Annotated in this window: 13 protein-coding genes; 10 read left to right on the plus strand and 3 right to left on the minus strand. The window is 53.6% G+C overall.

Annotated elements, in window-relative coordinates; translation table 11 throughout:
* Nucleotides 1-105 precede the first annotated feature (105 nt).
* The 6 genes from MON40_RS02820 to MON40_RS02845 all read left to right on the plus strand — a co-directional run bounded on the left by MON40_RS02820 (nt 106) and on the right by MON40_RS02845 (nt 5,555).
* Nucleotides 106-528 carry a DciA family protein gene (locus MON40_RS02820; RefSeq protein WP_003776918.1) on the plus strand — a complete coding sequence of 141 codons (423 nt, stop codon included), beginning with the start codon at nt 106-108 and terminating at the stop codon, nt 526-528.
* A 293-nt stretch (nt 529-821) separates the two neighbouring features.
* Nucleotides 822-1,409 carry an azurin gene (gene azu, locus MON40_RS02825; protein WP_003776920.1) on the plus strand — a complete coding sequence of 196 codons (588 nt, stop codon included), beginning with the start codon at nt 822-824 and terminating at the stop codon, nt 1,407-1,409.
* Between the two features lie 93 nt (nt 1,410-1,502).
* On the plus strand, nt 1,503-2,012 hold the full coding sequence (locus MON40_RS02830) for a hemerythrin domain-containing protein (RefSeq protein ID WP_003776921.1): 510 nt from the start codon (nt 1,503-1,505) through the stop codon (nt 2,010-2,012).
* Between the two features lie 120 nt (nt 2,013-2,132).
* Nucleotides 2,133-2,753, plus strand: a complete 621-nt coding sequence (locus MON40_RS02835; RefSeq protein WP_003776923.1) for an HI_0552 family protein — start codon at nt 2,133-2,135, stop codon at nt 2,751-2,753.
* A 112-nt stretch (nt 2,754-2,865) separates the two neighbouring features.
* Complete coding sequence (gene dapE, locus MON40_RS02840) at nt 2,866-4,011, plus strand: succinyl-diaminopimelate desuccinylase (RefSeq protein WP_039862845.1); 1,146 nt, start codon at nt 2,866-2,868, stop codon at nt 4,009-4,011.
* Between the two features lie 728 nt (nt 4,012-4,739).
* Nucleotides 4,740-5,555 carry a helix-turn-helix transcriptional regulator gene (locus tag MON40_RS02845; protein WP_174263543.1) on the plus strand — a complete coding sequence of 272 codons (816 nt, stop codon included), beginning with the start codon at nt 4,740-4,742 and terminating at the stop codon, nt 5,553-5,555.
* On the opposite strand, the gene MON40_RS02850 is transcribed toward MON40_RS02845, so the two are convergent.
* On the minus strand, nt 5,533-6,090 hold the full coding sequence (locus MON40_RS02850) for a YbhB/YbcL family Raf kinase inhibitor-like protein (RefSeq protein WP_009173847.1): 558 nt from the start codon (nt 6,088-6,090) through the stop codon (nt 5,533-5,535). The two genes, MON40_RS02845 and MON40_RS02850, sit on opposite strands and share 23 nt — an antisense overlap.
* 254 nt (nt 6,091-6,344) lie before the next feature.
* Here MON40_RS02850 and MON40_RS02855 point away from each other — a divergent pair, with 254 nt between their 5' ends.
* From MON40_RS02855 to MON40_RS02870, 4 genes are all read left to right on the plus strand, one after another.
* The gene (locus MON40_RS02855) at nt 6,345-7,154 is read left to right on the plus strand and encodes a methylated-DNA--[protein]-cysteine S-methyltransferase (RefSeq protein ID WP_003776929.1); all 810 of its coding nucleotides are present in this window, start codon (nt 6,345-6,347) and stop codon (nt 7,152-7,154) included.
* Between the two features lie 115 nt (nt 7,155-7,269).
* Nucleotides 7,270-8,265, plus strand: a complete 996-nt coding sequence (gene argF, locus MON40_RS02860) for an ornithine carbamoyltransferase (protein WP_039862782.1) — start codon at nt 7,270-7,272, stop codon at nt 8,263-8,265.
* A 252-nt stretch (nt 8,266-8,517) separates the two neighbouring features.
* Nucleotides 8,518-9,657: a THUMP domain-containing class I SAM-dependent RNA methyltransferase gene (locus tag MON40_RS02865; protein WP_003776934.1), complete on the plus strand. Its 1,140-nt coding sequence runs from the start codon at nt 8,518-8,520 to the stop codon at nt 9,655-9,657.
* A gap of 230 nt (nt 9,658-9,887) precedes the next feature.
* On the plus strand, nt 9,888-10,127 hold the full coding sequence (locus MON40_RS02870) for a putative hemolysin (RefSeq protein ID WP_003776939.1): 240 nt from the start codon (nt 9,888-9,890) through the stop codon (nt 10,125-10,127).
* 221 nt (nt 10,128-10,348) lie between these two features.
* Here the strand turns inward: MON40_RS02870 and serS are convergent, their stop codons facing one another.
* On the minus strand, nt 10,349-11,644 hold the full coding sequence (serS, locus tag MON40_RS02875; protein ID WP_039862783.1) for a serine--tRNA ligase: 1,296 nt from the start codon (nt 11,642-11,644) through the stop codon (nt 10,349-10,351).
* A gap of 238 nt (nt 11,645-11,882) precedes the next feature.
* Nucleotides 11,883-12,449, minus strand: coding sequence for a dCTP deaminase (dcd, locus tag MON40_RS02880; RefSeq protein ID WP_003741335.1), 567 nt, complete (start codon nt 12,447-12,449; stop codon nt 11,883-11,885).
* Nucleotides 12,450-12,511: the final 62 nt, after the last annotated feature.

The following is a 12,511-nucleotide window of genomic DNA, read 5'->3' on the forward strand; positions in this document are numbered from 1 at the left end:
CAAGCCTCGCGGCAAGGCAGTCATGCCGTTTGAAATAAAGGCAGTTTTACCGGATTTCAATCTTGATAATACAACCGTACACTTTGAAAAGGTCGTCTGAAACATATGAATTTGGAACAATTGGGCAAGCGGGATGCGCGGTTGGCCGGTTTGTTGCAGCAGTCGCAACAATGGCGCAGGCTGGATGCGGCAGTCAAACGCATCCTGCCGGCAAACCTGCACCCGCACTTTCAAACCGCCTGCATCGAAGAGGGCAGGCTGGTGTTGCTTGCGGCAAACGGTATGGCGGCTTCGCGCCTGAAAATGATATTGCCCGCGCTTGTGCCGCAGCTTCAGGATTTGAACGCGGGGATTCGGGATGTGGCGGTCAAAGTCGTGCCGAAGCCGCCGGCACAACCCAAAGTCAACAGCCTGCATTTGAGCGGGGCGGCATTGGAGAGTTTTGATGCGGCGGCGGCAAAATTGGAAGATAAGCATCCTGAATTGGCTGCCGCGCTGGCGGAGTTGGTACGCAAACACAGCCGTTGAGTTTGAAATGGTTGTGTTGTTTGTTAATTAAAGTTAAAGAGTATTTCGTCTGACCGATAAAATCTAATACTAAAGAAATACGACATTAATAGTAGCCATTCTCATTTGTGTAAACTGAGGTAAAACAGCCGTTGAATTTTGGATTTGTTCGATTTGTTGTAGCAGAATATAGCTTCATTTTCATCCTTCTTTCGCTTGCGGATATGAAATCTGAAATTAGGTTTATTAATATATATTCGCAAGTTTTATTTTGTAGAACTTAACATATTCTCACCTATCATTAGGAGATACACATGAAAGCTTATTTGGCTCTGATTTCCGCTGCCGTTATCGGCTTGTCCGCTTGTTCACAAGAAGCTTCAAAACCTGCCGAAGCCTCTGCTCCGACTGCATCTGCTGCTTCTGAAGCTGCACCTGCTCCTGCAGAAAGCGCACCTCCTGCCGATGCTCCTGCTTCCGGCGCGGCTTCAGCCAACTCTGCCGCAGCACCTGCCGCCGGCAACTGCGCGACTACTGTCGAAGCCAACGACGCTATGCAATTCAACACTAAAGAAATCCAAGTCAGCAAAGCTTGTAAAGAATTCACCGTTACCCTGAAACACACCGGTACCCAACCTAAAGAAAGCATGGGTCACAACATCGTCATCGGTAAAGCCGAAGACATGGACGGTATTTTCAAAGACGGTGCCGGCGCTGCTGCAACCGACTATGTGAAAGCTGACGATGCACGCGTTGTTGCCCACACCAAACTGGTCGGCGGCGGCGAAGAAGCTTCCCTGACTCTGGATCCTGCCAAACTGGCGGGCGGCGAATACAAATTTGCCTGCACCTTCCCAGGACACGGTGCTTTGATGAACGGCAAAGTGACTTTGGTTGACTAATCCGTCCAAGCTTCAAAATACAGACAGCCTGCTTTATGCAGGCTGTTTTGTTATAAAATGGTCGTCTGAAAAGTACCCATTGAGAACACAAACATGAATCCGTTTGAAACCAAAAGCGTTACCTTTGCCGAACCGATTGAAATGCTGTATGCCTGCCACGGCAAAGTGCGCCGTTTCTGCGGCCAGGTCGCCATGTTGTCGGACTATATCGCCGAAAACGGCTGCAATCAGATTGTTTTGCAAACCATCCGCCAAATCGCCCAGTATTTCAACATTGCCGCCCCGCTGCACCATGAAGACGAAGAGGAAAACTTCTTCCCGCTCCTGCTGCAATACGCGCCGCAGGCAAAGGAAAGCGTGGATGAGCTTTTGCGCCAGCATGTGAGCCTGCATGGCAACTGGGATGCCGTGGCTGCCGAATTTGCCAAACTCGAAGCAGACAACGCCTATATCCCCGATGCGGAAGCGTTCAAACGCTTTGTGGCAGGTTACGATGTGCATCTGGCGATTGAGGAACCCTTGTTCGACATGGGCAAAACGTTTATCCCCAAAGAGAAACTGACCGAAATCGGCGAAATCATGGCAGCGCGCCGACGCAGATAAGGCCGTTTACAGATTGCCGTTTCTTTAAATAAAGGTCGTCTGAAAACTTGAAAACAGAGTTTCAGACGACCCCAGTATCTCCCTGCAAACCAACCACGTCGTCTGAAAAGGAAGCAAACCATGCTGACGCCAAAAAGCTGCGATTTGTTCAATATCCCGTTTTTCCAGTTTGCCCAACTCAAAAAATATCAGCCCGAAAGCATTCCGCAAATCAAAGCCGACTACAAGGAAAACTGGCAGATATGGCAGCAGTTGATACAGCAGGTCGCCGCAGATTTGGGCGAACCTTTCGCCCCGCCGCATATCGAACGCTGGTGTAACGGCTGGCAGGTTCGCGCCCATTTCTTCGCCTACTTCAAATACGCCCAATACAAAAATTCCGCCGCGATTTTATCGATTTTATTGAACCGCCGCCGCCTAAGCGTCAGCTTGGACTGGCATTGCTACAAAGCCGACGTGTCGCCGATTGCGCTGCCAGAATACAACCGCTGGCTGGATGATTTCGATACCGAAAAATACGCCGCATTCGATATGTGGCACGGCGCGGAAAGCGAATATGACGACTACCGCACCGTCGCACAACAAAGCGAATCCGACCGAAGGTTGCAAAACGACGAAGACTTTTTCTGCATCGGCAAACACATCGAACGCGACGATTTGGGCAAACAGGATGTAGCAAAATGGATAGTCGAAACAGTGGAAGATTTGCTGCCGCTTTACGAAGCCTGTCATGGCAAATGATTCAGAAAACGGACGGGTACGAATGCCCGCCCCGCATACCAACCCAACCCAAAGGTCGTCTGAAAATCAGATTGAGAACATTTCAGACGACCTGATTTCCAAAGTGAACAAAATGACTGAAACCCAATCCCTAGAACTCGCCAAAGAATTGATTTCCCGCCCGTCCGTTACCCCCGACGACCGAGATTGCCAAAAACTGCTTGCCGAACGCCTACACAAAATCGGTTTTGCGGCCGAAGAACTCCATTTCGGCGACACCAAAAACATCTGGTTGCGACGCGGCACGAAAGCTCCCGTCGTCTGTTTTGCAGGGCATACCGACGTTGTGCCGACAGGCCCTGTTGAAAAATGGGATTCGCCCCCGTTCGAACCGACCGAGCGCGACGGAAGATTATACGGGCGCGGCGCGGCGGACATGAAAACCAGTATCGCCTGTTTCGTTACCGCCTGCGAACGCTTCGTTGCCGAACATCCCGATCACCAAGGTAGCATTGCGCTTCTGATTACTTCCGACGAAGAGGGCGACGCGTTGGACGGTACGACCAAAGTCGTTGATGTATTGAAAGCGCGCGACGAGCTTATCGACTACTGCATCGTCGGCGAACCGACCGCCGTGGACAAATTGGGCGATATGATTAAAAACGGCCGGCGCGGCTCGCTGTCGGGCAACCTGACCGTCAAAGGCAAGCAAGGACATATTGCCTATCCGCATTTGGCAATCAATCCCGTGCATACTTTTGCCCCGGCGCTGCAAGAGCTGACGCAGGAAGTCTGGGACGAAGGCAACGAATACTTCCCGCCGACCAGCTTTCAAATTTCCAATATCAACGGCGGCACAGGCGCGACCAACGTCATTCCGGGCGAGCTGAACGTCAAATTCAATTTCCGCTTCTCCACCGAGTCCACCGAAGCAGGGCTGAAGCAACGCGTTCACGCCATTTTGGACAAACACGGCGTGCAATACGATTTGCAATGGTCATGTTCGGGGCAGCCCTTCCTCACCCACGCGGGCAAACTGACCGACGTGGCGCGCGCCGCCATTGCCGAAACCTGCGGCGTAGAGACCGAATTGTCCACCACCGGCGGCACTTCGGACGGACGCTTCATTAAAGCCATTGCGAAAGAACTCATCGAATTAGGCCCGTCCAATGCCACCATCCACCAAATCAACGAAAACGTGCGGCTGGACGATATTCCGAAGCTGTCGGCGGTGTATGAGGGGATATTGGCGCGGTTGTTGGTTGAAAAGGCCGTCTGAAAAGCAGATGGGCTGTCGGATACGGATGTCCGACAATTTGATTAGACCTAACGTGAGTTTGAGATAACGCATTGATTTTTATGTAGAACGATTTATTTGAACGGCAATCCATTCCCTCTCCCGTGGGAGAGGGTTAGGGAGAAGGCATTAGGACGGCAACGGAAATATTGTCTGTATCTGCCCCGTTTTACCCTCTCCCCGACCCTCCCCCACAGGGGAGGGAGCCAAGTTGCAGGCACGCCAACGGAATTTCGCTTTGCATCAACTGCCTTATTTCGAACGCACGTCAAACTTAAATTTGTAAGGCCGTCTGAAAAGCAGATTGCTTGTCGGATATGGATGTCTGACAATTTGATTAGACCTAACGTGAGTTTGAGATAACGCATTGATTTTTATGTGGAGCGATTTATTTGAACGGCAATCCATTCCCTCTCCCGTGGGAGAGGGTTAGGGAGAGGGCATTGGGTCGGCAACGGAAATATTGTCTGTATCTCCCGTTTTACCCTCTCCCCAACCCTCCCCCACAGGGGAGGGAGCCAAGTTGCAGGCACGCCGACGGAATATGGTTGAAACCCAGCCTTTCAGGGCAGTAGAATTTTGGTTTATTTTTTGGGAAGTAACCCCTTCCAAATCAGGGTAAACAGGGCTGCGCCTTATGTGCAGCCCTGTGTGTTGAAACATTGAGGAATATAACCGTGCCGTCAAATTACTTTCATACGCGTGAACGATTGGGTGCTTTAGGCGGCATCGTGCAACATCATACCGCCTTGTACCGCAGCGTGGCGGTACATGAACCGACCGTGGTTATCGTGCGGCGCGGATGTAAGAAGTTGCGGTGGGCTGGGCGCGAATTGAGGATTGCGGCGGGTGAGGCTGTCGCATTGGCAGGCGGGCAGACGTTTGACGTCATCAATATTCCCGATTCAGACGACCTCTATCAGGCGCAATGGATTGCTTTCGAACAGGAAGCCATAGAAAGGTTTGCCGCACAATACGGGACGGCGCAGGCAGTGTGCGATGCGGTGAAGCTGCCGCACCCCGGGCGGATGAACGCGGCGTTTGATTATGCGGCTGCGACGCTGGCGGATGAAGAAGTGCCGCACAATGCGGCGGAGGCCGCGCTTTGCGGCGTGTTGGCGTGGTTGCAGCATGACGGCATCGGTTTTACCGTGTACGAAGGCGTCAACCTGATGCGGCAAATCCGCAAACTGATTACCGCCGATATGGCTGCAGACTGGTCGTCGGCGATGCTGGCGCAGCGGCTTAATTGCAGCGAGGCTGCGTTGCGGCGGCGGTTGGCGCGGCAGGACACGAATTTCCGTACGCTGCTGACGGATGTACGCATGATGCGCGCGCTGACGCTGTTGCAGGTTACGCAATGGCCGGTGGCGCAGATTGCCGGCGCGGTCGGCTATGACTGTCCGTCCCGTTTCAGCGCGCGCTTCAAAGAGCGGTTCGGTTGCGTGCCGTCGGTGGTTCGCTCGGAAGCGGAGCCGGCGGCATATCGGCGCACGGGGCAGGTCAGCGTCGGTGTTCGACCGTGAATTTCGCTTCGCCCAAGCTGTTTGCCTTAGTGAAGAAGCCGACCAGTGCTGGTGTGGATTCGGCGGTGATGTTCGGCAGCTTGGCGACTTTCAGCGCGGTGAGTGTGAATTCGTAGCGGTGTTTCCTGCCTTCGGGGGGACATGCGCCGCCGTAGCCCGGAGTGCCGAAGTCTGTGCGGGTTTGCAGCGCGCCTTTGGGCAGCCTGCCGCCTTGCGCGGTAATGCCTGCGGGTAGGCGGCGGACATCGGCGGGGATGTCGGCGACCACCCAATGCATCCAGCCCAGGCCGGTTGGCGCGTCTTTATCGTAAACAGTCAGGACGAAACTTTTTGTCCCTGCGGGCGGATTTTTCCACGACAGCGCGGGCGAAGCATTGCCGCCCGAACAGCCAAAGCCGTAAGGCGCGCTCAAAAGCTGGTTTTGCGTGAAGCCGCCGTCTTTGGACGGGTTGTCGAATTGCAGCGTGAATGCGCCCTCGGCAAAGGCGGCGGTTGAAAAAGCCAGCAGTACGGCGGAGAGGATGCGGGTTTGCATAGATGATTCCTTTGCTTGATGAATAAGTGGATTCATTATAGGCTGTCAATGGCGGCAGGAATGTGCCGAAACGGTTGGATGATGTGCCGAAATGCGCAAATGCAAAAATCCGTGGTTTCAGACGACCCTTTGCAGGTCGTCTGAAATCTTTAATTCCTTTCCCTGAGGCTTTGGAAATATCGAATATTTAGGAATTGCCGCAACCTGACCCTCAAGATTTACGTCATAGCCCGTTCCTGCATCGGCGTGCGGGAATGACGAGAATTGGGGATTTTGCCGCCAAATCCATGATAGAGATATGGAGCAAACGAATGATTACCCTGCCTTCCTTAAACAACCTACCGTCAAAATGGGATGAAATCCGCCATTGGCTCGAAACCCAAGTTTTTGAGTGTGAAGTCATGCTGTATCCCAATCTGACGGAACACGAAGCCAAGCAGTTCGAGCAGGATTTTATCGACTGTATCGGCTGCGCGCCTGAAGAATATGTCCGTATCCGCCGCGCCATCCGTTTGTTGGAAGCGCATTATCCTGACAGCTCAAACGAATTAACCGCCGCCGCCATTGCCACGCCTTTGGGCGAGATGCTGGCGGTGTTCGGTGGCAAAGGGTTGTGTTTGCTGGAATTTGTCGGGCAGAAGCATATGGAACAGGAAATTACCGCCGTCCAAAAAGCCTTGCGCGGACGGTTTGTGTTTCGGGAGGATGAGCGAACGCAACTTCTGCGGCAGGAATTGGACTTATACTTCAAGGGTCGTCTGAAAACCTTTGCCACGCCCTTGGAGCAGATTGGTACCGAATTTCAAAAGCAGGCATGGGATGCGCTCTTGGCGATTCCTTACGGCGAAACGCGCAGCTACAAGGAGCAGGCGCAGTGTTTGGGCAATCCCAAAGCCGTCCGCGCCGTTGCCGCCGCCAACGGGCAGAACAAAGTGTCCATCCTGATTCCCTGCCACCGCGTCATCGGCAGCGACGGCAAGCTGACCGGCTACGCGGGCGGCCTGAACCGCAAACAGTCGCTGCTTGCTTTGGAACGCGGCGAAGTTCAGACGACCTTGTTTTGATTTCGGAGCAGGTTTCGCACTCTGAAAAACGGTCGGCAATGATGCCTGACAAAATCCGCATACAAAACAATATCGGGCATCAATGCCCGACCTGCCGGAAAGGAGAAATACGAATATGAACCTGAAAAACCGCCATTTCCTGAAACTTTTGGACTTCACGCCCGAAGAAATCACCGCCTACCTCGACCTTGCCGCCGAGTTGAAAGCCGCCAAAAAGGCAGGGCACGAAGTGCAGCGGATGAAAGGGAAGAACATCGCCTTGATTTTTGAAAAAACATCGACCCGTACCCGCTGCGCGTTTGAAGTCGCCGCACGCGACCAAGGGGCGGGTGTCACTTATCTGGAGCCGTCCGCCAGCCAAATCGGGCATAAGGAAAGCATCAAAGACACTGCCCGCGTGTTGGGCAGGATGTACGACGGCATCGAATATCGCGGCTTCGGGCAGGACGTGGTCGAAGAATTGGCAAAATACGCCGGCGTGCCCGTGTTCAACGGTCTGACCAACGAGTTCCACCCCACCCAAATGCTCGCCGACGCGCTGACCATGCGCGAACACAGCGGCAAACCTTTGAACCAAACTGCGTTTGCCTACGTCGGCGACGCGCGTTACAACATGGCAAATTCGCTGCTGGTGTTGGGCGCGAAGCTCGGCATGGACGTGCGTATCGGCGCACCGAAAACCTTGTGGCCGTCTGAAAACATCGTCGCCCGCGCCCGCGCCGTCGCTGAAGAAACCGGCGGAAAGATTTTGCTCACCGAAAGCGTGGAAGAGGCCGTCAAAGGCGTAGATTTTATCCATACCGACGTGTGGGTCAGCATGGGTGAGCCGAAAGAAGCATGGCAGGAACGCATTGATTTGTTGAAAGATTACCGCGTTACCCCCGAGCTGATGGCGGCATCGGGCAACTTGCAGGTTAAATTCATGCACTGCCTGCCCGCCTTCCACAACCGCGAAACCAAAGTCGGCGAATGGATTTACGAAACCTTCGGCTTAAACGGCGTGGAAGTGACGGAAGAAGTATTCGAAAGCCCCGCCAGCATCGTGTTCGACCAAGCGGAAAACCGGATGCACACGATTAAGGCGGTGATGGTGGCGGCGTTGGGGGATTGACGGCGTTTCTGTTTGAATCCATTAAAAAGGTCGTCTGAAAATCAATATAACGGGTTTTCAGACGACCTTTTGCCTTTATATCCTTTATAATCACGTCCATCACATTTTTATCCGTGCGCCATCCAAGCGGCGACGGAGCAATACGCGGCAGAGGCATGGCGGGTTCAGTTTAAACGGGTTTGGCATGGCTCCGCCTGTCCAGATTGAAGCTTAATCCGCCATCCGAATACGCCGCCCATCCGAAAGGTTCGCATGACCACTTATTCCCTCTTCGTTACCTGCCCGCGCGGTCTCGAAGCCCCTTTATCCCAAGAACTCGACCAACTCAAATGCCAAGACATCCGCGCTGTTGACGGCGGCGTTGCGTGCAAAGGCGGTATGGAGCAGGTGTACCGCATCAACCTGCATTCGCGCACCGCCAGCCGCGTGTTGCTGCGCCTGACCAAAAGCGGCTACCGCAGCGAGCAAGACATTTATAAAGCCGCGAAAAATATCCGCTGGACGGATTGGTTCGACTTAGAACAAACCTTCAAAGTCAAAGTAGAAGGCAAACGCGCCCAAGTCAAAAGTTTGGATTTCGTCGGGCTGAAAATCAAAGACGCCGTGTGCGACGTGTTCCGTGACGCTTGCAGCGCGCGCCCCAGCGTCGGCAAAATCCGCCCCGACATCCGCATCCATGCCTTTATCGACGAGCGCGACATTCAAATTTTCATCGACACATCCGGCGAAGCCTTGTTCAAACGCGGCTACCGCCAAGACACGGGCGAAGCGCCGATGCGCGAAAACTTGGCGGCGGGCTTGCTGCTGCTGGCGGGCTATGACGGTACGCAGCCTTTCCAAGACCCGTTTTGCGGCAGCGGCACCATCGTCATCGAAGCCGCGTGGATTGCCACCCGCCGCGCGCCCGGTTTGATGCGCCGTTTCGGGTTTGAGAAGCTGAAAAACTTCGATGCCGCCCTTTGGAAAAAGCTGCAACACGAAGCCGAAACGCAAATCCGCCCCGCGCCTGCCCCGATTTCGGGCAGCGACAACGACCGCTATATAATCCGCGCCGCCGTTGCCAACGCCCAAGCTGCCGAAGTGGACACGTTTGTCCGTTTTGAAGTCAAAGACGCGCAGGATACCCGTCCGAACGGGGAAGGCGGCATTTTGATTTCCAATCCGCCTTACGGCGTCCGTCTTGCCGAAGTCCAAGCCCTGCAAGCCCTTTATCCGCAGTTGGGTGCGTGGCTGAAGCAGCATTACGCGGGCTGGTTGGCGGGAATGTTTACCGGCGACCGCGATATGCCGAAATTCATGCGCCTTTCACCCAAACGCAAAATCCCGCTCTACAACGGCAACTTAGACTGCCGCCTGTTTTTGATGGATATGGTCAAAGGGTCGAACCGATAAATACGGTTGAAGGTCGTCTGAAAAGCGGCGGCAACGCTGTTTCCGTTTTCAGACGACCTTTTTGTTTGGAAGAAATATAGTGGATTAACTTTAAATCAGGACAAGGCGACAAAGCCGCAGACAGTACAGATAGTACGGAACCGATTCACTTGGTGCTTCAGCACCTTAGAGAATCGTTCTCTGAAATTCGGGCTGAGGTCGTCTGAATCACGATATCGAAAGGAAATAATATGATGAAACCTGTTGTTTTGAGCATTGCCGCCGCTACGGTTTTGGCGGCCTGCAATACGTCCGCCCAACAAGAAGCGCCGACAGTCGACGCGGCAAATCCGGCTTCTGAGTTTTGCGTGAAGCAGGGCGGGAAATTGGAAATGAAAAAAGACAAAGACGGCGGCGAATATGCGCTTTGCCATCTGCCGGACGGTACGGTCGTTGAAGAATGGGCATATTTCCGCCAGCACAATCAGTAATATAGTAGATTAAATTTAAACCAGGACAAGGCGAGGTAACGCCGTACCGGTTTAAAGTTAATCCACTATAACGCATTGAGCCGTCGCGCTTCGGACGCTTAGGCTCGATATGGTTGCTTTGATTTCGGCAGCGGCAGCTATAACGAAAAGGTCGTCTGAAACCTTGTTTAAGGGTTTCAGACGACCTTTTGATATGTTAGCGATGGAATCAGCTACACGGTTTATCGGGCTTCCAGTTTGGTCACGCCGCCCATATAAGGCTGCAAAGCGGCAGGAATATTGATGCTGCCGTCGGCGTTTTGATGGTTTTCCAAAACCGCAACCAAAGTGCGGCCTACTGCCAAGCCGGAGCCGTTCAAAGTATGTACCAAGCGGTTTTTGCCGTTTTCGTCTTTGAAACGCGCCTTCATGCGGCGGGCTTGGAAATCTTCGCAGTTGGAGCAGCTTGAGATTTCGCGGTAGGTGTTTTGTGCGGGAACCCAGACTTCCAAGTCGTAGGTTTTGGTCGCGCCGAAGCCCATGTCGCCGGTACACAGCGTAATCACGCGGTAGGGCAGTTCCAAAGCCTTCAGGATGTTTTCGGCATGACCGACCATTTCTTCCAGCGCTTCGTATGATTTTTCGGGATGAACGATTTGCACCATTTCCACTTTGTCGAATTGGTGTTGGCGAATCAGACCGCGCACGTCTTTGCCGTATGCGCCCGCTTCGGAGCGGAAACATGGGGAATGGGCGGTCAGCTTCAGCGGCAAATCGCTGCCTGCCACGATGCTGTCGGCAACGGTATTGGTCAGCGTCACTTCGGCGGTCGGAATCAGATATTGCGTTTTTTTGCTCTCGTCACCGCCGCGGGTAACATGGAACAAATCTTCTGCAAATTTAGGCAGTTGGCCTGTGCCTTGCAGGGTGGTGTCGTCCACGATGTAGGGCGTGTAATGCTCGGTGTAGCCGTGTTTCAGCGTGTGCGTATCGAGCATGAATTGCGCCAGCGCGCGGTGCAGGCGGGCGATTTGACCTTTCATGACGGTAAAGCGCGCGCCGGACAGTTTCGCGCCTCCTTCGAAATCCAAGCCCAAAGGTTCGCCCAAATCGACATGGTCTTTGATTTCAAAGTCAAATTCGCGCGGGGTGCCGACTTTGCGGACTTCGACGTTTTCGGTTTCGTCTTTGCCGACAGGCACGCTTTCGTGCGGCAGGTTGGGTATGCTCAACAACCATGCGTCCAATTCTTTCTGAACGGCATCCAAATCGGCGGCGGCCTGCTCCAAATCGGTTTTGATTTGGGCGACTTGATCCATGGCTGCCTGCGCCTCTTCGTGTTTGCCCTGTCCTTTCAATGCGCCGATTTGTTTGGAAATGCTGTTGCGCGAGGCTTGCAGTTCTTCGGTTTTCACTTGGACGGCTTTGCGCTGCTCTTCCAAGGCATTGAAACGTGCGGTATCAAACTCGTAACCGCGCTGCGCCAAACGTTCGGCGACGGCTGCGGTGTGGTTGCGGAGCTGTTGGATGTCTAACATTTTGTTCTCTCGATAAGATTTGGAAATGGCATCATTGTAAACCAAATTAAGGATATTTTCACAATGGAAGCGTTGGGCGGCGGGCTTTGCGGCGGATATGAAAAGGGTCGCCTGAAACGCCGGATTTAAGTTTTCAGACGACCTCGGACGGATTCGGATACGCTAAACCCGATACCGTCAGATGTATTTTTCCTAATGTCCGCAATGTCTGTAAAACACGGGCGGCGGCTTGCCATCATCAGGTTTTCGGCAGGGTGACGCCGGTTTGTCCCATGTATTTGCCGTTGCGGTCTTTGTAGGAAGTTTCGCAGATTTCGTCGCTCTCGAAGAAGAGGACTTGCGCCACGCCTTCGCCGGCGTAGATTTTGGCGGGCAGGGGGGTGGTGTTGGAAAACTCGAGGGTCACGTAGCCTTCCCATTCCGGTTCGAACGGGGTCACGTTGACGATAATGCCGCAGCGGGCGTAGGTGGATTTGCCCAAGCAGACGGTCAGGACGTTGCGCGGGATGCGGAAGTATTCGACCGTACGCGCCAGCGCGAAGGAATTAGGGGGGATGATGCAGCAGTCGTCTTCGACGGTGACGAAGTTTTTCGGGTCGAAGTTTTTGGGATCGACGATGGTGCTGTTGATGTTGGTGAAAATTTTAAATTCGTTGGCGCAGCGGATGTCGTAGCCGTAGCTGGACGTGCCGTAGGAGATGATGCGCTGTCCGTTGGCTTCTTTGATTTGGTTCGGCTCGAAGGGGTCGATCATGCCGAACTCTTCGCTCATGCGGCGTATCCATTTGTCGGACTTGATGCTCATAATGTTTTCCTTGTTTCTTGCGGTTTTCAGACGACGTCTGCGGAGAGGTCGTCTGAAAATGC

This window comes from Neisseria macacae ATCC 33926, assembly GCF_022749495.1.
In the GTDB taxonomy this organism is placed as follows: domain Bacteria; phylum Pseudomonadota; class Gammaproteobacteria; order Burkholderiales; family Neisseriaceae; genus Neisseria; species Neisseria macacae.

Coding starts and splice junctions, on each gene's coding strand:
- MON40_RS02820 (WP_003776918.1), top strand. CDS start 106: ATGAATTTGGAACAATTGGGCAAGCGGGATGCGCGGTTGGCCGGTTTG.
- azu (WP_003776920.1), top strand. CDS start 822: ATGAAAGCTTATTTGGCTCTGATTTCCGCTGCCGTTATCGGCTTGTCC.
- MON40_RS02830 (WP_003776921.1), top strand. CDS start 1,503: ATGAATCCGTTTGAAACCAAAAGCGTTACCTTTGCCGAACCGATTGAA.
- MON40_RS02835 (WP_003776923.1), top strand. CDS start 2,133: ATGCTGACGCCAAAAAGCTGCGATTTGTTCAATATCCCGTTTTTCCAG.
- dapE (WP_039862845.1), top strand. CDS start 2,866: ATGACTGAAACCCAATCCCTAGAACTCGCCAAAGAATTGATTTCCCGC.
- MON40_RS02850 (WP_009173847.1), bottom strand. CDS start 6,090: ATGCAAACCCGCATCCTCTCCGCCGTACTGCTGGCTTTTTCAACCGCC.
- MON40_RS02855 (WP_003776929.1), top strand. CDS start 6,345: ATGACGAGAATTGGGGATTTTGCCGCCAAATCCATGATAGAGATATGG.
- argF (WP_039862782.1), top strand. CDS start 7,270: ATGAACCTGAAAAACCGCCATTTCCTGAAACTTTTGGACTTCACGCCC.
- MON40_RS02865 (WP_003776934.1), top strand. CDS start 8,518: ATGACCACTTATTCCCTCTTCGTTACCTGCCCGCGCGGTCTCGAAGCC.
- MON40_RS02870 (WP_003776939.1), top strand. CDS start 9,888: ATGATGAAACCTGTTGTTTTGAGCATTGCCGCCGCTACGGTTTTGGCG.
- serS (WP_039862783.1), bottom strand. CDS start 11,644: ATGTTAGACATCCAACAGCTCCGCAACCACACCGCAGCCGTCGCCGAA.
- dcd (WP_003741335.1), bottom strand. CDS start 12,449: ATGAGCATCAAGTCCGACAAATGGATACGCCGCATGAGCGAAGAGTTC.